The organism is Nakamurella sp., assembly GCF_048594475.1.
Lineage (GTDB): Bacteria > Actinomycetota > Actinomycetes > Mycobacteriales > Nakamurellaceae > Nakamurella.
Genome location: NZ_JBMDXT010000121.1, coordinates 1 through 21,611 on the forward strand (window position 1 = coordinate 1; position 21,611 = coordinate 21,611).

Here is a 21,611-nt window from a genome sequence, read left to right on the forward strand (position 1 = left end):
CGCACGGTCGACTTCAAGAACACGGTCATCGTCTTCACCTCGAACCTGGGGACGCAGGACATCTCCAAGGCCGTCGGGATGGGCTTCCAGCAGGGCAACACCTCGGAGTCCAACTACGAGCGGATGAAGCAGAAGGTCAACGACGAGCTCAAGCGGCATTTCCGTCCCGAGTTCCTCAACCGCATCGACGACGTGGTGGTCTTCCACCAGCTGACCACCGATGAGATCAACCAGATGGTCGATCTCATGCTCAAGCGGGTCGAGGCGGCGCTGCGGAACAAGGACATGTCGCTGGAGCTGACCGACGCGGCCAAGACGCTGCTCGGCGAGCGCGGGTTCGATCCCGTCCTGGGCGCCCGGCCGCTGCGCCGGACCATCCAGCGGGAGATCGAGGACAAGCTGTCCGAGAAGATCCTGTTCGACGAGATCCGGCCCGGCCAGATCGTCCTGGTCGACGTGCAGGACGTGACCGACACGCTGACCGGCAAGCCGACCAAGGAATTCACCTTCCGCGGCGAGCAGCGGCCGTCGTCGGTGCCGGACTCGGTGCCCGCCGGCCTGGCCATCGACGCCGGCCCGGAGAGCACCACCGGCTGACCCGGACCGCACCACGGAACGCCCCGCCCCCCATCCCGGGGGGGCGGGGCGTTCCCGTTCCTGCTCCCCACCGCCGGGCTCGACCGCAGCCCGCCGGGGCGACCCTGGGCCGGCCCTCGGCCGCGCGGACTATCACCGCTTGGGCGGGCCCTTTGCCGCGCGGATCATCACCGCCTAGGCGGGCCTCAGCCGCGCGGATCATCACCGCCGGCGCGGACGAACGACCGCCGGATGTGACGGGCGAGGCCAAAGTCGCCGAGTTCGGCCGCGCAGGGAAGGGCCGTCACCGCCCCGACCAGACCCGGCCGCGGCACGGACGCGGCACGGGGTGGCACGAAGGCGGCACGGAGGCGGCACGGCGTGATGCGCCTGACGTCCGGAGCGTGACCGTCGGTCCGGCGTCAGTCCGGCCGAGCCCCCGGCGCCGGCCGAGCGTCGGCCGGGGTGGCTCCGGGCAGGCCGTACCAGCCGTCGAGGGCGGCCTCGACCAGACCGTCGGCCAGCAGCGTGGTCAGGCAGCGACGGGCCTGGACGGCGTCCTCGGTGGTGGCCAGCAGTTCGGTCCGGGGTACCGGCCCGGGCATGGCCCGCAGCAGCGCCATCATCCGGCCGCGGGCCTGCCGGTCGGTGCCGTGCCAGGCCTGCACGGGCCGGCGGGCGACACCGGCCACGGCACCCGCCCGGCGCCAGGTGCAGCGATCCAGCAGCGGGCACCGGTCGCACGCCGGGTTCACCGCCGTGCACACCAGGGCACCCAACTCCATCACGGCGACCGAGAAGCGGGCCGCGACCGCCGGTTCGGCCGGCAACAGCGCGGCCAACTCGGCCCGGTCGGCCGCGGTGGCCGACGCCCGGGGCTCGTCGACCCCGCGAACCACCCGGGCCAGCACCCGGCGCACGTTGGTGTCGACGACCGGCACCCGGGCCCCGAACGCGAAGGCCGCGACCGCCCGTGCGGTGTACTCGCCGATGCCGGGCAGCGTCAGCAGCCGGTCCACCTCGGACGGCACGATGCCGCCGTACTCGGTGGTGATGGCGACCGCGGCCGCGTGCAACCGGAGGGCGCGGCGCGGGTAGCCCAGCCGGTCCCACGCCCGGATCGCCTCCCCGGCCGGCTCGGCGGCCAGATCGGCCGGCGCGGGCCATCGATCGAGCCACCGCCGGTACACCGGCAGCACCCGTCCGACCGGAGTCTGCTGCAGCATGACCTCGCTGACCAGCACCGCCCACGGGGTCGCGTCGGGCCGGCGCCAGGGCAGGTCGCGGGCGTTGCGGTCGTAGAAATCCAGGATGAGGCCGTGGTCGAGCGGGTCAGCTCGCGGCGGCACCGCTCTCCTGGCTCTCCGTGGCGGCGGCCTCGTCCTCCTCCGTGACCTCTTCCAGCAGGCCGGTTTCCACGTCGAAGATGAAACCGCGCACCTTGTCGGTGTGGTGCAGGAAGGGGGAGTCCTGGACGCGGCGCATCGACTCACGGACCGAATCGTGCGGATCCTTGAACGCCTGCACGGACCAGGTCGGCCGGTAGCCGGCGAACTTCGCGAGCTGCTCGCGGAACTCGTCCTCCTGAAGCTTGGCCAGGCCGCAGTCGGTGTGGTGGACGATCATGATCTCGCGGGTACCGAGCGCATGCTGCGAGATGGCCAGCGAACGGATGACGTCGTCGGAGATGATGCCGCCGGCGTTCCGCATCAGGTGGATCTCGCCCGGATTGAGGCGGAAGGCGACGTGCGCGTCGACCCGGCAATCCATGCACATGACCACGGCCAGATGCTTCAGCGGCGACGGGCCGAGGCCCGAGGGGTGGTACATGGCCGCGGTCTTGTTGCGCCGCAGCATCTCGTCGATCGCCGTCACAGTGACTCCTTCGGCGTTGCTCCCCGGGATGGTCTTGGAGCGAGACTACCGTCGTTCGGGTGATGCAACCGGTCGGCCCGTCGAGCCCCACCACGTACTGGATCCGTCGAGTACTCGTGGTGGTCCTGGCCGTCGCCGTCCTGGTCACGATCGTGTGGTTCCTGGCCGGCCGCACGTCCCGCTCGTCGGCCGGGCAGGACTCCTCCGCGGCCGCCGCCGTCACCTCCGCCGCGCCGACAATGACCGGCGTGCTGGCGAATTCGACCGCACCGTCGCGCTCGACGGTGCCGTCGCCCAGCCCGTCCCCGAGCCCGTCGCCCAGCCCGTCGCCCGCCGCGGCCGCGCCCCCGGCGCCGACCGATTCGCCGGCGCCCACGGCCGCCTCCGCGGCCGACGCGGCGCCGGCCCCGGACGCCGCCGCCACTTCGGCGAACGGGTCGATCGTCGCCGCCGCCCCGGCCGACCCGGCTCCGGCGAGCACACCGGCGGCGCCGGCCCCTGCGCCACCCGCCTACGACGCGGACGGTCGCCTGCTCTGCCCGGACTCCGCGATCGGCGTGGCCGCCGAGGTGCCGGCCGAGGTCCGGTCCGGGGCCACCGTGATCGTCGGGATGGTCGTCACCAACACCGGTACCGAACAGTGCCGGCGCGACGTGTCCGGCACCGCCCAGGTGTACACCGTGTTCGGAGCCGACGGCACCCGGTTGTGGTCCACGGCCGACTGCTTCCCCGGCCAGGGCACGGACGTCCGTGAGCTCGCGCCCGGGCAGACGCTCAAGTACACGGTGAAGTGGTCGGGCACGACGTCCGCCCCGGGCTGCACCGGTGAGCGGACACCGCTCGCCCCGGGCGGCTACACGCTGATCGCCCAGCTGGGGGCGCTGTCGAGCCCACCGGCCGCGTTCACCGTGGCCTGACCGGCTCGGCCCGAGCGCACGGTGTCCGGGCGCACGGTGCGGGCGCCGGTCCCGGTGCGGCCCAGCCGGGACGGCGTCTACAGGGCGGTGCCGTACCGGTCCACGATCGATGACTCGGCCAGTCGCGACAGGCCCTCCCGGACGACCCGGGCGCGGGCCTCGCCGACACCCTCCACCGCCTGCAGATCGGCGGCCGTGGCGGCCAGCAGCCCCTGCAGGTTGCCGAAGTGCACGATCAGCCGGTCGAGCACGGCCGGCGGGACGCGCGGGATGCCGGCCAGCAGCCGGTAGCCGCGGGGGCTGACCGCCGAGTCCAGGGCGTCGCCGGGGGTGTTGATGCCCAGGACCCGAGCCACCGCCGACAGGTCGAGCAGCGCGACCTCGTCGAGCTGGTCCAGCGCCTCCACGATCTCGTCGATCGAGTCCGGGCTCTGGTCGCCGGGCAGGTAGTCGCGGATCAGCAGTTCCTGCAGGCCCTGGGTACCGCTGAGCATCTCGTCCAGCTGCAGGCCGAGCAGCCGGCCGTCGGTGCCGAGCTCGATGACGTTGCCGGTGAGTTCGTCGGCGATGCGCCGGACCATCAGCAGCCGTTGCAGCACGGTCATCGCATCGCGCAGGGTCGCGAAATCCTCGATCTCCAGCGCGGACAGGGCGCGGGCGACCTCGTCCAGCCGGAACTTGTAGCGCTGCAGCGTGGCCAGCGCCTGGTTGGCCCGGGACAGGATGATCGGCGGGTCCGCGACGACGTGCCGGCGACCGCCGAAGTACAGGTTGATGATCGACATCGAGTGGCTGACCGCGATCACGGGATGGCCGGTCTGCAGGCCGGTCCGCTCGGCCGTGCGGTGCCGGGTGCCGGATTCGACCGTCGGGATCGTCGGGTCCGGAGTCAGCTGCACGTTGGCCCGCAGGATGCGCGTGGCGTCGTCGCTGAGCACCACCGCGCCGTCCATCTTGCACAGCTCGCGCACCCGCGTCGACGAGAACTCGACGTCGAGGCGGAAGCCGCCGTCACAGAGATCCTCGACCGCCTGGTCGAAGCCCAGCACGATCAGGGCCCCGGTGCGTCCGCGCAGAATGCGTTCGAGCCCGTCCCGCAGCGGCGTGCCCGGGGCGACCCGGGCCAGCACGGCACGATGCGCGGCCACGCTCGTGCGATCCTCCACCCCAAGTCCTCCCTCGGTCCACCGGACAGTTTAGGGCCGACGTCCGGGGGCGAAATCATTCTCGCCGGATGACGACGCCTCAGCCGGTCCGCTCCCCCTTGGACGGCCGGCGGATCCAGCTCACACCCTCGCCGCTGACGACGCCCAGGGCCTCACCGAGCGTCGCCGCTTCGACCAGGCGCATCCCCGGGGGTCGCTCGGCGGCGGATCCGGGCGGCACCACCGCGCGCTCGAAACCGGCTCGGGCGGCCGCGGCCAGGCGCTGTGCGATGCCGGGGACCGGATGGATGTCGGCGGCCAGCCCGAGCTCGCCGACGGCCACCAGATCGCCCGGCAGGGGAGTGTCCCTGGCCGAGGACCACAGGGCCAGGGCCAGGGCCAGATCGGCGGCCGGCTCGGTCATCCGCCAGCCGCCGACCGTGGCGGCGAGCACCTCCTTGCCGGCCAGACCCACGCCCGACCATCGCTGCAGGATCGCCACCACCATGGCCGCCCGGGACGAATCCAGCCCCGAGACGGTGCGCCGCCCGGTCTCGCCGCCGGCCGGGGTGATGAGGGTCTGGAGCTCCACCGGCAGGGCCCGCCGCCCCTGGAGGGCGACCGTGGTGCAGGTGCCCGCGACCGGTGCCGCCCGCCGGCTCAGGAACAGGCCGGACGGGTCGGGCATCTCGGCGATGCCGTCCGGCACCATCCGGAAGCAGCCCACCTCATCCGCCGGCCCGTACCGGTTCTTGACCCCCCGGACGGTCCGCAGGATCGAGTGCCGATCCCCCTCGAAGTGCAGCACGACGTCGACCAGGTGTTCCAGGACGCGGGGCCCGGCGATCGCCCCGTCCTTGGTGACGTGACCGACCAGCACGCAGGCCATGTTGCGTTCCTTGGCCACGGCGGTCAGGGCGGCCGCCACCGCCCGGACCTGGCTGACCCCGCCGGCGGTTCCGTCGACCGCGCCGGAGGCGATGGTCTGCACCGAGTCGACGATCAGCAGGCGTGGCCGGACCGCGTCGACCTGACCGAGCACGGCGGCCAGATCGCCCTCCGCGGCCAGGAAGATGTCGTCGTGGATGGCCTTCATCCGCTCCGCCCGCAGGCGGACCTGAGCGGCCGATTCCTCGCCGGTGACGACCAGCACCGGGCCGTGTCCCTGAGCGGCCCAGGCCCGTGCGGTCGCCAGGAGCAGGGTCGACTTGCCGACGCCGGGCTCGCCGGCCAGCAGGATCACCGCGCCCGGGGTGAGCCCGCCGCCCAGCACCCGGTCGAACTCGGCGACGCCGCTGGCGGTGGGGCGGACGACGTCCGCCGACACCTCACCGATGCGTCGGGCCGGATGGGTCACCGGGCCCGCGCTCATCCGGCGGACGACGGAGCCAGGGGCCGGGCCCTCGTCGAGGGTGCCCCACGCCTGGCACTCCGGGCAGCGGCCGTGCCACTTGCTGGTTTCGTGGCCGCACCCGCTGCAGCGGAAGGCCGGCCGGGGACCGCGGGGAGCGGATGTGGACCTCATGCCCGGCACGCTAGGGCACGAGTCCGACAGTGCCCGGTAACCGGACCGGGACGGCCCACGGACGGGGGTTCGGGTCGGCCGACCGAGCCGACACGGGCGGCCCGCCGGACCCTCGTACGGGTCGGGCAGGCCGGGGACCGGCGACGAGCGGTCCTGGACGGGTCAGTGGCCGCCGGACCCTCGTACGGGTCGGGCGGGCCGGGGACCGGCGACGAGCGGTCCTGGACGGGTCAGTGGCCTCCGGGCCCGACGTCTCCCTCGGCGACCTCGTCCTGCTCCCAGAGCGGCGTCGGGTGCGGCGGCAGGATGTTGACCGTCTCCCGGTTGGTGGAGCGTTCCTTCGGGAGCTGGATCGGCACGTTGACGTCGACGGTGCCGGCGTTGGCGAACGAGAAGGTCATCGGGATGGAGACCCCGTAGTACTGGTCCTGAAGGAACCCGGTGACGGTGACCTCGGTGCCGTTCTCGCTGGCGAAGTCGGACAGGGCCTGCGGCGGCAGGGTGGCGTCACCGGTGATCTTGACCGACGTCGCGGCGCTGGTGGAGACGCCCTCGAGGGAGTCGGCCGTGAAGCCGTCGTTGGAGATGTACAGCAGCACGCGGGCACTCGAGCCGGCGGGGTAGTACTCGCGTTCGGTCGGTGCGAGCCGGACGTCGAGCACGGCGATGTCGCCGACGGTGGCGTTGGCGCCGTCGATGGCGGCCACCTGCTGCGCGGTCTGCGAGTACTGGCCGGCCGCACATCCGCTCACCGCCAGCGTCATGGCGGCGAACAGGGCCAGACCGGCGGGAGCGAGCACTCGGCGCGGCAACCGGGCGGTGCGGGTCACGGCGGTTCCCCTCTTGAAGGCCCGACCCCGACGGCGTTCGGATGCGGGGGCGGCGCTGGCGGCGGTTCGGTCGGACGGGTCAGTCTGGATCCTGCGGCGTCGATCGGTGAAGAGCGACGTTCGGTAGAAGGTTAGTCGCCGGGGGAACGGCTCTGCTCGGTGGGAGGTCCAAGCGGCCCGTGTCGCGTCTCCCGAGCTCGGTGGGCGGGCCCCCGAATGGGCCCGGAAAACCCGGACGGGGCAACGACATGCACGCGGCGCAACGGTTTGTCAAGTGACCGTATAGCCCCTGACCTGCGACAACGGCTGAAGCCGCGGCCAAGACGTGGTAGGATGGCCGGAGCGAAAGGGGTCTTGAACTCTCATGGTTTTCAACGTTGGCGAAACCGTTGTCTACCCGCATCACGGTGCGGCCCTCATCCAGGCCACCGAAACCAGGACCGTCAAGGGCGTCGAGAAACTCTATCTCGTCCTCAAGGTCGCCCAGGGCGACCTGACGGTCAAGGTGCCGGCCGACAACGCAGAGATCGTCGGTGTTCGGGACGTGGTCGACCGGACCGGTCTGGATCACGTCTTCGAGGTGCTCCGGGCGCCGCACACGGAAGAGCCGACCAACTGGTCGCGGCGCTACAAGGCAAACCTCGAGAAGCTCGCCTCGGGCGATGTGAACAAGGTCGCCGAGGTGGTCCGCGATCTGTGGCGGCGCGACCGCGAGCGCGGTCTGTCCGCCGGTGAGAAGCGGATGCTCGCCAAGGCGCGACAGATCCTGGTCTCCGAGTTGGCCCTGGCCGAGGGGACGAACGAGGTCAAGGCCGAGGGCATCCTCGACGAGGTCCTGGCCTCCTGACGTCAGCCGGGTCCGCAGGGTTCGGTCGTCGGAGCCGGCAGTGACGACGGTGGCCGCCGTGCTGCGGATGGCCGACGACGACCACGGTTCGGCGCTGACCGTCCGGGTCGCCGGTCGCCCGTTGCTGACGCATGCTCTCGACCGCCTGTGCGCGTCCGGGGTCGGTGTGATCGTGGTGCTCGCCGCGCCCGCCCGGGCCGACCAGGTCCGCGCCCTCGTCCGCGAGCGCGCGACCGTCCGCACGGGTGGGTTGCGGCAAGCCGTGTCGTCCGCCGTGGCCGACGGTGCGTCGCCCGACGGGCCGATCGACGTCGTGCTCGTGCACGACGCGCAGCGGGGTCTGGCGCCCGTGTCCCTGATCGAGCGGGTCATCGCCGGGGTCCGTGCGGGCGCCGATGCGGTCGTTCCCGTGCTGCCGGTCGTCGACACCATTCGGGACACCGGCGCGGGTCGCTCCCTGTCCGCGGTCGTCGACCGCTCGAATCTGCGCATCGTCCAGGCGCCGCAGGCCTTCCGGCCCGCGGTGCTGCTGGCGGCCACGACGGACGGCGCGACGGAATCATGGGATCCGGCCGCGGCGGTCGCCGCCGATGGCGTGCCGATCAGCGTGGTGGACGGCGACCGCGCCGCCCATCGCATCACCACGACGGACGAGATCGAGGCGGCGGAACGCATGGTCACGGCACAGTCCGGTCCGGCCGACCCCCGGGGCGCGGTGGCGCCGGCCGGGGTGGCCGCGGAGCGGTCGGACTCGACCACGGTCGCGGGGCTGCGGATCGGCACCGGGGTGGACGTGCACCCGATCGAGGCGGGCCGCGAGTGCTGGGTCGCCGGCATCCGGTTCCCCGGGGTGGACGGCTGCGCCGGCCATTCGGACGGTGACGTGGCCGCGCACGCCCTCTGCGACGCGATCCTGTCGGCGGCCGGTCTGGGCGATCTGGGCGCGGTCTTCGGCACGTCGGATCCCCGGTGGGCCGGTGCGGCCGGGGTGACCCTGCTCGCCGAGGTCGTCCGCAGGCTCACGGCGGCCGGCCACCGGGTGATCAATGCCTCGGTGCAGGTGATCGCGAACACGCCCAAGCTCGCCCCGCGGCGCCTGGAGGCGCAGGAGGTGCTGAGCCGGGTGGTCGGCGCGCCGGTGGCGGTCACCGGGACGACCACCGACGGCCTGGGGTTGACCGGCCGCGGCGAGGGTCGGGCGGCCATCGCCAGCGCCCTGCTCGGACCGGCCTGACCTCAGCGCGCGGCCGAGCCGGCGCGTCCGAGCCGGCGCGGCCGAGCCGGCCAGCCCCGGCCGACGCGGCCGGGCGGTCAGCTTGACGCCGGCAGCTCGTCCTCGACGTACCGCGACCGGACCGCCAGCACCCCGGCGCCGATCTGCACCAGCACGACCGCGCCGAGCGCGAGCAGGGGCACGACCCACCCGCCGGACAGGTCGAACAGCAGGCCGAAGCCCAGCGGTCCGACCGAGGCGATCAGGTAGCCGGTGCACTGGGTGAACGCCGACAGGGACGTCGTGGCCAGCCCGGTCCGCGCCCGCAGCGCGATCAGCGTGAGGGCGAGCGGGAAGGCCCCGGTGCCGATGCCGATCAGCACCGACCAGAGCACCACGGGGCCGGTCGGCGACACGATGAGCCCGGCCAGGGCGAGCAGGTAGCAGGTGGCGAGCGCTCCCACCACCAGGGCCGGGCGCCGCGACCGGCCGAGCAGGGGCGGAACCACCGCGGCGAGCGGAATGCCCACCGCGATCGCGATGGAGACCTGCGCCGCCGCGGCCGTGTCGGTCATGCCGCTCTCGACGAGGATCTCGGCCAGCCACCCGAAAACCACGTAGGCGACCATCGCCTGGCAGCCGAAGTACACCGCCAGCGACCAGGCGATCCGGCTGCGGGCCAGCGTGCGCAGCGGCAGGCGGCGGCCCGGCCCGGAGGGTCCGGCCGGACCGGGCCGGCGGATCAGCAGCAGCCAGGGGACCAGTGCGACGGCCGCGGTCACCGCCCACAGTCCGATGCCGAGCCGCCAGTCCCCGCCCAGGCCGCGCTGCACCGGCAGGGTCAACCCGGCCGCGGCCGCGCCGCCGATGGTCAGCAGGGTGGTGTAGGCGGCGGTGATCGTCGGGATGCGGTCCGGGAAGTGCAGCCGGACCAGGCCCGGCATCAGCACGTTGGCGACGGCGATACCGGCCAGGGCCAGCAGCGAGCCGGCGAACAGGGCGGGCGCGCCGGGCACCGCGGCCCGCACCACCTGACCGGCCAGCAACGCGAGCAGGGCGGTCACCACCGTGCGGTGGGCGCCCAGGCGTGCGGCGAGCACCGGTGCGAGCAACCCCATGGCGGCGAACGCCAGGGTCGGTAGCGACAGGAGCAGTCCGGTCGTCGACGCGGGCAGCCCGGTGGCGTCCCGTAGCTCCGGCACCACCGCGCCGAGCGCGTTGACCACCGGACGCAGGTTGATCGCCAGCAGCAGCACGGCGACCGTGACCAGGGTGCGGCCGGGCCGGCTCATTCGCGAGCCGTGGGCCCGGGGACGGCCTCGGCCGGTGCGGGCGTCAGCGGGTCAGCTCGATCGGGAAGCGGGTGGCGTAGACCCGGGGCGGGGCCGTGCCGGGCACGGGGACCAGCAGCCCCGGTACCGCCCGAAGCCGGTCCATCGGCACCGGCGTCGCCGCCCCGGCCGTGCGGACCAGGCTGACCAGGTCGGCCATCGGCAGCACGGCCGGCACGCCCTCGGTCAGCGACGTCACGGTGACGGTCGCGCCGTCCCGCTCGTACAGGCCCACCTCGGGGACCGCGGTCGGCGGCCCGACCCGCTCGTAGTGCTGCTGCAGCAGCGGGCGCTGCCGGGCGTAACTGAGGGTGTCCCAGCGCCGGCGCAGCGCGTCGGCGAACGGCTGCGCCGCCTCCGGCCAAGCGAAGGACACCCAACCCGGTCCGCGCAGCGTCACCGGCTGGATGGAGACCGGCAGCGCCGGGGACTGGATCAGCCGGTCGGCCATGCGGGCCAGGAACGTCAGCCCGACGGGGTCCTGCGAACCACCGACCAGCAGGTCGCCGACCGTCGGCACCAGGACGACCGGGTCACCGTCGACCGGCAGGCCGCGCACGAGCTCCGGTCGGAGCAGGGCGGTCCCGGCGAACCGGACGTCCTGGAAGAGGTGCACGCTCTCGACCCGCTGCGCCGCCGGGACCGGCCGCCCGAAACCGGCCACCACCGCCGCATCCAGAACCTGCGGCAGCGTGACGCCCCAGCGGGCGAGCTGATCCGCCGAGAGCGGTACGTCCGCGTCCGGCAGATCCGCGTACGGCCCGACGCACAGGTCGGCCGCGATCGGCTGCACGACGTCCAGGGCGGCCGCGGCGCCCTGCAGGGCGAGCCGGAAGTGCCGCAGCTGCAGCGTCAGCGCGCCCATCGGGCGGACCGACAACTGCTCCCGCGCGAGGTCGAACGTCGGCGGGAGGTGCGGCGACCCCGGCGTCTGCATCGGACGACGGTACCCGTCCGGCCGGCCGCCGGCCGCCGGCCGTGCGCGCCGCCGACGCCGCCGGCCGCGCCACCGGGGTCGGGCTCCACCATCACCCGCGGCGATCAGTCGAACGCCGAGATGCCGGTGACGTCCCGCCCGATGATCAGCGACTGGATGCTGTCGGTGCCCTCGTACGTATGCACGACCTCCATGTCGGTCATGTGCCGGGCGACGTGGAAGTCCAGCAGCAACCCGTTGCCGCCCAGAATGTCCCGGGCCTGCGCGCAGACCGAGCGCGCCGCCCTGGCCGTGTGCATCTTGGCCAGTGACGCCATCGGTCCGGTCAGCCTGCCCTGCTCCTGCAGCTGCGCCATCCGGAAACACATCAGCTGGATCGTGGTGGTCTCGGCGAGCATGGTGGCCAGCTTGCCCTGCACCAGCTGGTAGGAGGCGATCGGCTTGCCGAACTGCTGCCGGTTGGTGGCGTAGGTCAGGGCCGCCTCGTACGCGGCGACGGCATGGCCGGCCGCCTCCCAGGACGCTCCGCCGCGGGTCGCGGTGAGCACCCGGCTGACGTCCCGGAACCCGTTGGCGTTGGCGAGCCGGTTGGCCTCGGGCACCCGGACGTCGTCCAGCACGATGTCCGGCTGCCAGATCGCCCGCTTGCCGATCTTGCCGGTGATCAGCTCGGCCGTGTAGCCCTCGGGATAGGACGAGTCGAATCCTTCGCCCTCCCTTTCAACGACGAAACCCTTGACCTTGCCGTCGGCCTCGTCCCGCGCCCACACGACGACGACGTGCGCGATGCTGCCGTTGCCGATCCAGCGCTTGGCGCCGTTGAGGACCCAGTGATCGCCCGACCGGCGAGCGGTGGTCTCCAGCGCGACCGAGTCGGAGCCGTGATCCGGTTCGGTCAGGGCGAACGCGCCGACGAGCTCGAGCCTGGCCATGCCCGGCAGCCAGCGCTGCTTCTGTTCCGCGGAGCCGAGCAGGTTGATCGAGCCCATGGCCAGGCCGGTCTGCACCCCCAGGAACGTGTTGACGCTGCCGTCGCCGCGAGACAGTTCGAGCGTGACCATGCCCTGCGCGAGGCGGGACAGGCCGGGGCAGCCGTAGCCCGTGATCGGGCCGCCGACCACGCCCAGCCGTGCCAGCTTGGGCACCAGCTCGAACGGAAATTCCGCCCGTTCCCAGTAGTCGTTGATGATCGGCAGCACCTCGGCGTCGACGAACGACCTGACCCGGTCGCGGATCTCCCGCTCGGAGTCCGTGAGGAGATCGTTGAGCAGGTAGTAGTCGGTCCCGCGGGCCGCTGTCAGGTCACGAGCGAGGTCCTTGGCCTGCTCGGCCGCGAGGTTCAGTGTGCTGCTCACGATGTCACGCTCACTTCGGCGGTGGGCCGGGGCGTCCGGGTCCCGGCCTCGTCGTAGGAATACCAACCCCGTCCGGTCTTGCGGCCGAGTTCACCGCGTTCGACCAGGGCCGCGACGCTGCGGCTCGGACGGTCCTTCGGGTCGCCGCTCTGGGCGAACCGGTCCTGCTTGGTCAGGTACCCGATGTCGATGCCGGTCAGGTCCATCAGTTCGAACGGTCCCATCGGGTAACCCAGTGCGGTGCGGCAGGCGGTGTCGATGTCCTCCACCGACGCGACGCCGTTCTCGAGCAGGAAGATCGCCTCGTCGCGCACCGCGTTGAGGATGCGGTTGGCGACGAACCCGGGGATCTCCCGGTTCAACACCACCGGGACCTTGCCCAGCCGCTTGGCCAGCGCGATGGAGGTGTCGACGGTCGCGTTCGAGGTCGCCGGACCGCGAACCACCTCGACGCACTTCATGATCAGCGCGGGGTTGAAGAAGTGCAGGTTGCAGACCTTCTCGGGCCGTCGGGTGGCGTCGGCGATGCGGGACGAGACGATGCTGGACGAGTTCGTCGCCAGAATCGCGTGCGGCGGGGCCGCCTTGTCCAGCTCCGCGAACAGCGCCCGTTTGACGTCCAGGCGTTCCACCGCCGCCTCGATGACGTAGTCGGCGGTGGACGCGGCGCCGGCCAGGTCGGTCCTGAAGGTCAGGCGGTCGAAGGCCGCTTCCACCTCGGCCGGAAGCCGTCGCCCCTTCTCGATGTCCCGGGAGAGCCGGGAGCGGAGTGCGGCGTCCGCCGTCGCCAGCGCCGGTGCGGCGATGTCGGTAACGGTCGCGGTCAGACCGGCCAGGGCGCAGACCATGCCGATCTGCGACCCCATCGCTCCGGCCCCGACGACCAGCACGTGGTTGACGGTCATCTCATCGCCCCGTGAAGCGCGGTGGGCGCTTGTTCAGGAACGCGTCCGCGCCCTCGTTCTTGTCCTCGGTCGTGTACAGCAGCGCCTGCGCCAGCCGTTCGACCACCAGTCCGGTGCGTTGGTCGGCGTCCATGCCGGACCGGATGACCAGCTTGGCCAGCCGGATCGCCAGCGGGCCCTTGGCGGTGATCTGCCCGGCGACCTGGCGGGCCGTGGCCAGCAGCTCGTCGCCGGGAACCACCGAGGTGACCAGCCCGATCCGGTGTGCCTCGTCGGCGGTGACCAGCCGTCCGGTCAGGATCAGCTCGATGGCTCGGCCGGTGCCGATCAGCCGGGCCAGCCGCTGGGTGCCGCCGGCCGCCGGCAGTACCGACAGGTTGACCTCGGGTAGGCCGAAACGGGCCGTCTCGGCGGCGATCCGGATGTCGCAGGCCATGGCCAGCTCGCAGCCGCCGCCGAGGGCGAACCCGTTGACCGCGGCGATCGTCGGCTTCTCGAACGCCTCGACGTCGTCGTAGAGCCGCTGCAGGTCGGACGCCAGTGCGGTGTGCAGGGTGTACCCGCGGACCTGGGAGATGTCCGCGCCGGCCACGAACGCCTGGTCGCCGGCGCCGGTGACGATCACCACCTGCACGGCGTCGTCGGTGCGGAACGCGTCCAGGGCGGCCCGGATGTCCAGCTGCACCTGGCGGTTCACCGCATTGCGGACCGCCGGCCGGTTGATGGTGAGAGTTGCGATGCCGTCCGAGACCTCGGTGAACAGAGTCTCGAAGTCGACCCGGGCCACCGGAGCAGCGGTGGTCACGGTCGTCACCGGAACGCGGCGAGGCCGGTGATGGCCTGCCCCATGATCAGGGTGTGCACCTCGTCGGTGCCCTCGTACGTCCGGACCGACTCCAGGTTGTTGGCGTGCCGCAGCGGCGCGTAGTCCAGCGTGATGCCGTTGCCGCCGAGCATCTCCCGGGCCTCCCGGCAGATCTCGATGGCCTCGCGCACGTTGTTCAGCTTGCCGAACGAGATCTGCTGCGGGTGCAGCGTTCCGGCGTCCTTGAGGCGCCCGGTCTGCAGGGCGACGAGGATGCCCTTCTGGATCTCCAGCACCATGTCGGCCAGCTTGCGCTGGGTCAGCTGGAAGCTGGCCAGTGGCACGTCGAACTGCTTGCGGTCCAGCGTGTACCGCAGCGCGGTCTCGTACGAGTCGCGGGCCGCGCCCATCGCGCCCCAGATGATTCCGTAACGGGCCTCGTTCAGGCAGCTGAACGGACCCTTGAGGCCGACGACGTTCGGCAGCACCGCGTCGGCGGGCAGCCGCACGTCGGTCAGGGTGATGTCGCACTGGATGGAGGCGCGCATCGACAGCTTCGGCTCGATCGGCGTCGCCGTGAACCCGGGCGTCTCGGTGGGGACGATGAAGCCGCGGATACCCTCCTCGGTCCTGGCCCAGATGATGGCGACCTGGGCGACCGTGGCAAGCCCGATCCACCGCTTGGCCCCGTTGAGCACCCAGTCGCTCCCGTCGCGAACGGCGGTGGTCACCATGCCGGCCGGGTCGGACCCGGCGGTGGGCTCGGTCAGCCCGAAACAGCCGATCACCTCACCCTTGGCCATGCCCGGCAGCCACTGCTGCTTCTGCTCCTCGGAGCCGTGCTTGTGGATGGCGCTCATGGCCAGCGAGCCCTGCACGGAGACGAAGGTGCGCAGGCCGGAGTCGCCGGCCTCCAGTTCCAGCGCGGTCAGGCCGTACTCGACGGAACTGCGGCCCGGGCAGCCGTACCCCGTCAGATGCATGCCGAGCAGGCCGAGTGCACCGAACTCCTTGGCGATCTCCACCGGGAAGTGCGCGTCCTCGTACCACCGGGCGATGTTCGGCCGGATGCGAGCGTCGACGAAGGCGCGGACCCTGTCCCGTTGCGCGAGTTCGTCGGCGGTGAACAGGGAGTCGAGGTTCAGGTAGTCGCGGGCCCGATCGGAGATCGGGGTCGGCGGCTGGGTGACGGCTCCGGCGTAGATGCCGACCGGCCGGTCATCCCCGCTGACGGCCTCGGTGGTGGTCATGGTGTGCTCCAGGTGTCGGGCGCGGGTGGGGACACTCGCGCGGATCAACTGAGGTCAAATGTGGCGGATGGGACGGAAGTCGACTACTTCGGCCGCGCCGGGGTAGTTGATCCGCGCGGGCAGGGTCAGGGGGCCTCCAGCAGGACGGAGATGCCCTGACCGACGCCGATGCACATGGTGGCCAGGGCGCGGGCGGCGCCGCGGTCGTGCAGCTCGATCGCCGCGGACAGGGCGATCCGGGCCCCGCTGGCACCCAGCGGGTGACCCAGGGCGATGGCTCCGCCGTTCGGGTTGACGTACTCGGCGTCGTCCGGAAGGCCCAGCTGCCGCAGCACCCCGATGGCCTGCGCGGCGAACGCCTCGTTGAGCTCGATCAGGTCGAGGTCGGAGACCGAGAGTGAGTTGCGGGACAACAGCTTACGGGTGGCCGGCACCGGACCGAGGCCCATGATCCGGGGCGGAACACCGGTCACCGCGGCCGAGGTGACCCGGGCCAGCGGCGTCAGCCCGAACCGCTGCACGGCGGACTCCGACGCGATCAGCACGGCGGCGGCGCCGTCGTTCACGCCGGACGCCGTGCCGGCGGTGACGGTGCCGCCCGGGTTGATCGGCGCGAGGGTGGCCAGGGCCGCCCGCGAGGTCGGCCGCGGGTGCTCGTCGGTGTCGACGACCACCGGCTCCCCGCGGCCCCGCGGGGATCGACCCGGCGGGATCGTCACCGGCAGGATCTCCCGGGCCAGCCGTCCCGAGCCGATGGCCTCGGCCGCCCGATCCTGGGAGCGCAGCGCGAACGCCTCCTGGTCCTCCCGGGCGATGCCGAGCTCGGCGGCGACGTTGTCCGCGGTCTCCGGCATCGAGTCGGTGCCGAACCGCTCCCGCATCGCCGGGTTCACGAACCGCCAGCCGATGGTGGTGTCATGGATCTCGGTGGACCGGGCGAACGCCGACGTGGCCTTGGGCAGGACGAACGGCGCGCGGCTCATGCTCTCCACGCCGCCCGCGAGCACCAGGTCGGCGTCGCCGGCCCGGACCGCCCTGGACGCGATCGCGATCGCATACAGGCTGGAGCCGCAGAGCCGGTTGACCGTCGAACCGGGGGCGGTGACCGGCAGGCCGGCGAGCAGCGCCGCCATGCGGGCGACGTTCCGGTTGTCCTCGCCGGCCTGGTTCGCGCAGCCGAGCACCACGTCGTCCAAGGCGTCCCAGTCGACCGACGGGAGCCGGCCGGCCAGGCCGCGCAGCACGTGCGCGGCCAGGTCGTCCGGGCGGACCGTTGACAGGGCGCCGGCATACCGGCCGAACGGGGTGCGGACCCCGTCGACCAGGTAGGCGGTACTCATGCGTTCTCCTTGTCCGGCTGAACCAGCTGCCGCAGCTTGAACTTCTGGATCTTGCCGCTCGCCGTCGCCGGCAGGGCCGGCAGCACCGCCAACCGCTCCGGCCAGTACTGCTTGGCGACGCCCCGCTCGTCCAGGAATGCCTTCATCTCTTCGAAGGTGAACCCCTCGACGCCCGGCCGCAACACGACGCAGGCGCACGCCCGTTCCTGCAGCCGCGGATCGGGGATGCCGACCACCGCGACGGAAGCGACCTTGGGGTTCTCGTACAGGGCGTTCTCCACGTAGGCGACCGGGATGTTCTCGCCGCCGCGGATGATCACGTCCTTGGTTCGTCCGGAGAGCTTGAGGTAGCCCTGCTCGTCCAGGTAGGCCAGGTCGCCGGTGTCGAAGAAGCCGTCGGCGAACAGCTCGCGGGTCATCTCCAGTCGCCGGGCGTAGCCGACGAACAGGAACGGGCCGCGGACCTGCAGCCGGCCCGGCTCTCCGGCCGGTAACACCCGGCCGTCGAGGTCGACGATGCGCAGATGCATCCCCGGCCAGGGGAACCCGTCCCGCTCGGCGATGATCTCCGGCGGATCACCGGGGATGCCGAGGGTGACCAGGCCGTTCTCGGTCTGGCCCCACCCGCCGAGCACCGTCATGGCGGGGAACCGGGCCTGCGCCGCGCGGACGATCGCGGGCGGGATCGGCGCCCCCATGCAGCAGAACCGCTGCAGGCTGGACAGGTCGTACGCGTCCAGGTTGGGGGCATTGAGAGTGTCGTGCAGGAACGGCGTCGCCGCCGAGGTGTAGGTGATGCGGTGCCGGTCGACGAGTTCGACGAACGTCTCGTTGCTCCACACGTCCTGGTACACGCCGGTGGCGCCGAGTTGGGTGGGCAGCCGAACTCCGTAGAGCATGCCGGTGAGGTGCGCGAACGTCGACGCCATGTGGATGACGCTGTCCCGGCCGACCCCGAGCCGCTCGGGCAGCGGCGCATTGGCCGCGACCAGCGTGTTCGACGTGTGCATGACCCCTTTGGGTTCGCCGGTGGTGCCCGAGGTGAACATCAGCAGGGTGACCTCGTTCGGGTCCGGTCGCCGCGCGGCCAGCTCGGCCGGGTCGCGGCGCTCCTCCCACGGGGTGGCCGCGAAGTCCGCCCACGACCCGGGCCGGCCCGGGTCGCTCCCGATCACCAGGACGTGCTGCAGCGCCGGCCAGCCCGGCCGGAGCCGGTCGACCATGGCCGGGTAGTCGTAGCCGCGAAACTCGGCCGGAACGACGATCAGCGTCGACTGCGCCAGTTCGACCATGAAACCGACCTCGCGGTCCCGGTAGATCGGGATGAGGGGGTTGGACACGGCGCCGATCCGGGTGGCCGCGAAGTGCACGACCAGGAACTCGATCCAGTTGGGCAGCTGGAACGAGATGACGTCGCCGGGCTCGATGCCCAGCTCGAGGAAGCCAAGTGCGGCCCGGTCGACCTCGGCGGCCAGCTCGGCGTAGGTGACCTGCCGTCGGGGGTCGATCGCGGCGACCTTGTCCGGCGTGCGGGCGACGGCCTCGTCGAGGAAGTCGGTGATCACCTTGTTCGGCCAGTAGCCCGCTGCGGTGTACTCGGCGATGATCTCGTCGGTGAGAATCGTCTCGAGACTCATGTCCGGTGTTCCTGTCTCAGCTCATCGTGAGGCCGCCGCTGACGCTGACGGTCTGTCCGGTGATGTAGGAGGCCTCGTCGGAGGCGAAGAACGCGACGGCGTTGGCCAGGTCGCTCGGGTCGGCCAGCCGGCGGAACGGGATCGCCTTGGTCAGCGCGTCGCGCAGCTTGGGGTTGTCCCCGCCGATCGAGGCGAACAGCGGGGTGTCGGTCGGTCCGGGGCAGACGACGTTGACGGTGATCTGGTGCCGGGCCATCTCGCGGGCCACCGCCTTGGTGAAGGCGATGACGCCACCCTTGGCGGCCGAGTACACGGCCTCGCCCGAGGATCCGACCCGGCCGGCGTCCGAACCCAGGTTGACGACATGGCCGTGGCCCTGCTGCTGCATGATCGGCAGCACGGCCTTGGAGGTGTGGAGCACGCCGTACAGGTTGATCGCGATGACCCGGTCCCAGTCGGCCTCGTCGCTGTCGACGAACGGGCCGACCTTGTCCCAGCCGGCGTTGTTGACCAGGACGTCGACCCGCCCGAACCGGTCGGTGACCGTGGCGACCATGGCCGCCACGGACGCGCGATCGGTCACGTCCACGCGCAGGCCGACGTGGCCGCGGTTCACGCCGCCCCCCAGTTCCTTGGCGGTGTTGACCGCCGACTGCTCGTCGACGTCGGTGACGACGACGATCGCGCCCTCGCTCGCGAGCTTCTCGGCGATGCCGCGGCCGATGCCCCGGCCCGCGCCGGTGACGATCGAGACCTTCTGGTCCAGCTTGCCCATGGTGATGACGTCCTTTGTTTGGTGTGCCCGACCGCCCCGAGCGGTGTTGATCATGGGAAGAGTGCCGTTCTGAGGCGTCGATAACGGGCTTGTTCCCATGATCAACAGCAGTGGCCGGGGTGTGCGGAGGGGAGGGGAGGGGGGAGGGGGAGTGCGAGTGCGCAGGCAGGGGGTCAGGGGGCGAACTTCCGGCCCAGCTTCTGCCGCGCGATGATCAGCTTCATGATCTGGGCGGTACCGTCACCGATCTGCAGGCCGAGCACGTCGCGGAGCCGCTGCTCGATCGGTCGCTCGGTGCGGTAGCCGTACTGGCCGTGCAGCAGCAGGCACTGGTTGATCACGTCATAGGCGGTCTTCGGCGCCCACCACTTGCACATGGCCGCCTCGGAGGTGTGCGGCAACCCGGTATCCTTGAGCCAGAGGGTCTGGTAGCAAAGGACTCTCGCCGCGGCCAGCAACGTATCGGCCTCGGCCAGCGGGAACGAGACGCCCTGGAACGTGCTGATCGGACGGTCGAACGCCTCGCGCCCGGCGACGTACTGCCAGGTCTCGTCGACGGTCTGCTGGGCGGTGCCCACGCACTGCAGGCCGATCAGGGCGCGGCTGAAGTCGAAGCCCTGCATCACCGAGGTGAAGCCCCGGCCGACCTCGCCGAGCACGTTCCGGGCCGGAACCCGGACCCGGTCGAAGTGGATCGCGCCGCGCCTGACCGGCTTGGTGCCCATGTCCGAGTACGGCTCGCGGGTGATGCCGGGGCCGGTGACGTCGACGACGAACGCGGTGATGCCGCGGCCGCGACCTTCGTCCGACGTCCGGGCGAAAACGACTGCGCCGGTGCAGTATTCCATCAGCGACATGGACTTTGCCCCGGTGATCAGCCAGTCGCCACCATCCTGCTCGGCCCGCATGCCCGGGTTGCCCGCGTCCGACCCGCCGGTCGGCTCGGACAGGCCGATGCCGACGACGCCGGTGCCGCCGGTGATCTGCGGGACCCACTCCCGGGCGACCTCGGGCCGGGCGTTGCCGGCCAGGATCTGGCCGACCAGCGAGCCGACGACCTGCAGGTACCCGACGTTGAAGTCGCCCTTCGAGATCTGCTCGAGCAGCAGGCCCGAGGTGAGGCAGGTCTGCCCGCGGCCGCCGAGTTCGGGCGAGATCTCGGGGCCGATGAAGCCTCGCCGACCCATCTCCAGGAAGACGTCCTTCTCGATGACGCCGGTTCTCTCTCGATTCTGGTAGTCCGGCGCCAGTTCCGCGGCGAAGGCGGCGGCCGCGTCGACCTGGTCCTGCTGCTCGACAGTGAGCGAAAAATCCATCGTCTTCTCGTCTCTGGTCTCGGCCGAGGTTGCGTCAGTGCCAGTTGACGTGCCGGACGAAGTCGGCCGGGCGCTTCTGCGCGAACGCGGCGGCCCCCTCCAGACCCTCCGGGGAGGCGGTGAACAGGTCGAGCGCGGACATGGCCAGGTTGGACAGGCCGGCCTGGTGGTCGGTGTCGGCGTTGAACGACTGCTTCAGGAAGCGCAGTGCGGTGGGGCTCTTCTCGGCGATCTCCGCGGCCCAGGCCTTCGCCTCGTCCAGCAACCGATCGGCGGGCACGACCGCGTTCACCAGACCCCAGCGCTCGGCGGTGGCGGCGTCGTACATCCGGCACAGATACCAGATCTCCCGGGCCCGCTTCTCGCCGACGACGCGGGCCAGGTAGGCCGAGCCGAAGCCGGCGTCGAAGGAGCCGACCTTGGGGCCGGCCTGCCCGAACCGGGCCGTCTCGGCGGCGATGGACAGGTCGCACAGCACGTGCAGCACGTGGCCACCGCCGACGGCGACGCCGTTGACCGCCGCGATCACCGGTTTGGGGATGTCGCGGATGAGCTTGTGGAGGTTGCCGATCTCGAACATGCCGGACTCGGTGGGGCCGTAGTCGCCGGTCTCCGCCCGCTGCTTGACGTCGCCGCCGGTGCAGAACGCCTTCTCGCCCGCGCCGGTGAGAATGACGACCTGGACGGTCTTGTCGGCCCAGGCGAGGCGGAACGCCGTGATGAGCTCCTCGACGGTCAGGCCGCGGAAGGCGTTGTACCGGTGGGGCCGGTCGATCGTGATGATCGCGGTGGGGCCGTCGATCTCGTACCGGATGTCGCCGAACTCGGGGGTCCGGCGGGCGGTGGGTGCGGCCACGGTCTGGGTCATCTGCTCTCCTCATCGAGTCGCATCGGGGCAGTTCAGGCGCTGGAAATGAATGACGGTTCATTCAGCTAGGGGAGACGGTAGGACGGCCCGCGCCCGGTGTCAAGAGTGAATTGAACCTCGGTTCAAAACGCGTGGGACGCGGACGGGCTTGGAGTGCCCGCCGT

General features: G+C 71.9%; 20 protein-coding genes. 4 read left to right on the forward strand and 16 right to left on the reverse strand.

The window, feature by feature from the left end:
* On the forward strand, positions 1-597 hold a 597-nt coding region (locus tag ACOJUF_RS06150), incomplete at its 5' end, for an AAA family ATPase (protein WP_420120980.1).
* Between the two features lie 401 nt (positions 598-998).
* On the opposite strand, the gene ACOJUF_RS06155 is transcribed toward ACOJUF_RS06150, so the two are convergent.
* Together ACOJUF_RS06155 and ACOJUF_RS06160 are read right to left on the reverse strand one after the other, a co-directional pair.
* Positions 999-1,925 (reverse strand): A/G-specific adenine glycosylase, encoded by a 927-nt coding sequence (locus ACOJUF_RS06155; protein ID WP_420120981.1) that lies wholly within the window; start codon positions 1,923-1,925, stop codon positions 999-1,001.
* A complete protein-coding gene (locus ACOJUF_RS06160; protein ID WP_420120982.1) occupies positions 1,909-2,451 on the reverse strand; it encodes a beta-class carbonic anhydrase in 543 nt (180 codons plus the stop codon). Before ACOJUF_RS06160 ends, ACOJUF_RS06155 begins: the two co-directional genes overlap by 17 nt.
* A 59-nt stretch (positions 2,452-2,510) precedes the next feature.
* On the opposite strand from ACOJUF_RS06160, the gene ACOJUF_RS06165 reads away from it, so the two are divergent.
* Complete coding sequence (locus ACOJUF_RS06165; protein ID WP_420120983.1) at positions 2,511-3,368, forward strand: hypothetical protein; 858 nt, start codon at positions 2,511-2,513, stop codon at positions 3,366-3,368.
* 77 nt (positions 3,369-3,445) lie between these two features.
* Here the strand turns inward: ACOJUF_RS06165 and disA are convergent, their stop codons facing one another.
* The 3 genes from disA to ACOJUF_RS06180 all read right to left on the reverse strand — a co-directional run bounded on the left by disA (position 3,446) and on the right by ACOJUF_RS06180 (position 6,868).
* Complete coding sequence (gene disA / locus ACOJUF_RS06170; RefSeq protein WP_420120984.1) at positions 3,446-4,534, reverse strand: DNA integrity scanning diadenylate cyclase DisA; 1,089 nt, start codon at positions 4,532-4,534, stop codon at positions 3,446-3,448.
* A gap of 79 nt (positions 4,535-4,613) precedes the next feature.
* Positions 4,614-6,038 (reverse strand): DNA repair protein RadA, encoded by a 1,425-nt coding sequence (gene radA, locus ACOJUF_RS06175; RefSeq protein ID WP_420120985.1) that lies wholly within the window; start codon positions 6,036-6,038, stop codon positions 4,614-4,616.
* 230 nt (positions 6,039-6,268) lie between these two features.
* Positions 6,269-6,868, reverse strand: a complete 600-nt coding sequence (locus ACOJUF_RS06180; protein WP_420120986.1) for a hypothetical protein — start codon at positions 6,866-6,868, stop codon at positions 6,269-6,271.
* 364 nt (positions 6,869-7,232) lie between these two features.
* Between ACOJUF_RS06180 and ACOJUF_RS06185 the strand changes: the two genes are divergently transcribed.
* Positions 7,233-7,715 carry a CarD family transcriptional regulator gene (locus ACOJUF_RS06185; protein WP_395728347.1) on the forward strand — a complete coding sequence of 161 codons (483 nt, stop codon included), beginning with the start codon at positions 7,233-7,235 and terminating at the stop codon, positions 7,713-7,715.
* Between the two features lie 40 nt (positions 7,716-7,755).
* Positions 7,756-8,949, forward strand: a complete 1,194-nt coding sequence (gene ispF / locus ACOJUF_RS06190) for a 2-C-methyl-D-erythritol 2,4-cyclodiphosphate synthase (RefSeq protein ID WP_420120987.1) — start codon at positions 7,756-7,758, stop codon at positions 8,947-8,949.
* Positions 8,950-9,026: 77 nt separating this feature from the next.
* Here ispF and ACOJUF_RS06195 read toward each other — a convergent pair whose 3' ends face one another.
* The 11 genes from ACOJUF_RS06195 to ACOJUF_RS06245 form a co-directional block, all read right to left on the reverse strand.
* Positions 9,027-10,220, reverse strand: a complete 1,194-nt coding sequence (locus ACOJUF_RS06195) for an MFS transporter (protein ID WP_420120988.1) — start codon at positions 10,218-10,220, stop codon at positions 9,027-9,029.
* 43 nt (positions 10,221-10,263) lie between these two features.
* Positions 10,264-11,196 carry a hypothetical protein gene (locus ACOJUF_RS06200; protein ID WP_420120989.1) on the reverse strand — a complete coding sequence of 311 codons (933 nt, stop codon included), beginning with the start codon at positions 11,194-11,196 and terminating at the stop codon, positions 10,264-10,266.
* A 104-nt stretch (positions 11,197-11,300) separates the two neighbouring features.
* Entirely contained in the window at positions 11,301-12,551 is a 1,251-nt protein-coding gene (locus tag ACOJUF_RS06205; RefSeq protein ID WP_420120990.1) for an acyl-CoA dehydrogenase family protein, read from the reverse strand.
* Positions 12,548-13,456 (reverse strand): 3-hydroxyacyl-CoA dehydrogenase family protein, encoded by a 909-nt coding sequence (locus tag ACOJUF_RS06210; RefSeq protein ID WP_420120991.1) that lies wholly within the window; start codon positions 13,454-13,456, stop codon positions 12,548-12,550. Before ACOJUF_RS06210 ends, ACOJUF_RS06205 begins: the two co-directional genes overlap by 4 nt.
* 1 nt (position 13,457) lies before the next feature.
* Positions 13,458-14,261 (reverse strand): enoyl-CoA hydratase/isomerase family protein, encoded by an 804-nt coding sequence (locus ACOJUF_RS06215; RefSeq protein ID WP_420120992.1) that lies wholly within the window; start codon positions 14,259-14,261, stop codon positions 13,458-13,460.
* A 5-nt stretch (positions 14,262-14,266) separates the two neighbouring features.
* Positions 14,267-15,511, reverse strand: a complete 1,245-nt coding sequence (locus tag ACOJUF_RS06220) for an acyl-CoA dehydrogenase family protein (protein ID WP_420120993.1) — start codon at positions 15,509-15,511, stop codon at positions 14,267-14,269.
* A gap of 125 nt (positions 15,512-15,636) precedes the next feature.
* Complete coding sequence (gene pcaF / locus ACOJUF_RS06225; RefSeq protein WP_420120994.1) at positions 15,637-16,851, reverse strand: 3-oxoadipyl-CoA thiolase; 1,215 nt, start codon at positions 16,849-16,851, stop codon at positions 15,637-15,639.
* On the reverse strand, positions 16,848-18,488 hold the full coding sequence (locus tag ACOJUF_RS06230) for an AMP-binding protein (protein ID WP_420120995.1): 1,641 nt from the start codon (positions 18,486-18,488) through the stop codon (positions 16,848-16,850). Before ACOJUF_RS06230 ends, pcaF begins: the two co-directional genes overlap by 4 nt.
* A gap of 16 nt (positions 18,489-18,504) precedes the next feature.
* A complete protein-coding gene (locus ACOJUF_RS06235) occupies positions 18,505-19,263 on the reverse strand; it encodes an SDR family NAD(P)-dependent oxidoreductase (RefSeq protein ID WP_420120996.1) in 759 nt (252 codons plus the stop codon).
* 173 nt (positions 19,264-19,436) lie between these two features.
* Positions 19,437-20,579 (reverse strand): acyl-CoA dehydrogenase family protein, encoded by a 1,143-nt coding sequence (locus ACOJUF_RS06240; protein ID WP_420120997.1) that lies wholly within the window; start codon positions 20,577-20,579, stop codon positions 19,437-19,439.
* A 34-nt stretch (positions 20,580-20,613) separates the two neighbouring features.
* A complete protein-coding gene (locus ACOJUF_RS06245) occupies positions 20,614-21,447 on the reverse strand; it encodes an enoyl-CoA hydratase-related protein (RefSeq protein ID WP_420120998.1) in 834 nt (277 codons plus the stop codon).
* Positions 21,448-21,611: the final 164 nt, after the last annotated feature.

What these genes read in the sequence shown, in the direction of transcription:
- ACOJUF_RS06195 (WP_420120988.1), bottom strand. Translation starts at nt 10,220, where the DNA reads ATGAGCCGGCCCGGCCGCACCCTGGTCACGGTCGCCGTGCTGCTGCTG.
- ACOJUF_RS06235 (WP_420120996.1), bottom strand. Translation starts at nt 19,263, where the DNA reads ATGGGCAAGCTGGACCAGAAGGTCTCGATCGTCACCGGCGCGGGCCGG.
- radA (WP_420120985.1), bottom strand. Translation starts at nt 6,038, where the DNA reads ATGAGGTCCACATCCGCTCCCCGCGGTCCCCGGCCGGCCTTCCGCTGC.
- ACOJUF_RS06240 (WP_420120997.1), bottom strand. Translation starts at nt 20,579, where the DNA reads ATGGATTTTTCGCTCACTGTCGAGCAGCAGGACCAGGTCGACGCGGCC.
- ACOJUF_RS06220 (WP_420120993.1), bottom strand. Translation starts at nt 15,511, where the DNA reads ATGACCACCACCGAGGCCGTCAGCGGGGATGACCGGCCGGTCGGCATC.
- ACOJUF_RS06185 (WP_395728347.1), top strand. Translation starts at nt 7,233, where the DNA reads ATGGTTTTCAACGTTGGCGAAACCGTTGTCTACCCGCATCACGGTGCG.
- pcaF (WP_420120994.1), bottom strand. Translation starts at nt 16,851, where the DNA reads ATGAGTACCGCCTACCTGGTCGACGGGGTCCGCACCCCGTTCGGCCGG.
- ACOJUF_RS06245 (WP_420120998.1), bottom strand. Translation starts at nt 21,447, where the DNA reads ATGACCCAGACCGTGGCCGCACCCACCGCCCGCCGGACCCCCGAGTTC.
- ACOJUF_RS06230 (WP_420120995.1), bottom strand. Translation starts at nt 18,488, where the DNA reads ATGAGTCTCGAGACGATTCTCACCGACGAGATCATCGCCGAGTACACC.
- ACOJUF_RS06200 (WP_420120989.1), bottom strand. Translation starts at nt 11,196, where the DNA reads ATGCAGACGCCGGGGTCGCCGCACCTCCCGCCGACGTTCGACCTCGCG.
- ACOJUF_RS06210 (WP_420120991.1), bottom strand. Translation starts at nt 13,456, where the DNA reads ATGACCGTCAACCACGTGCTGGTCGTCGGGGCCGGAGCGATGGGGTCG.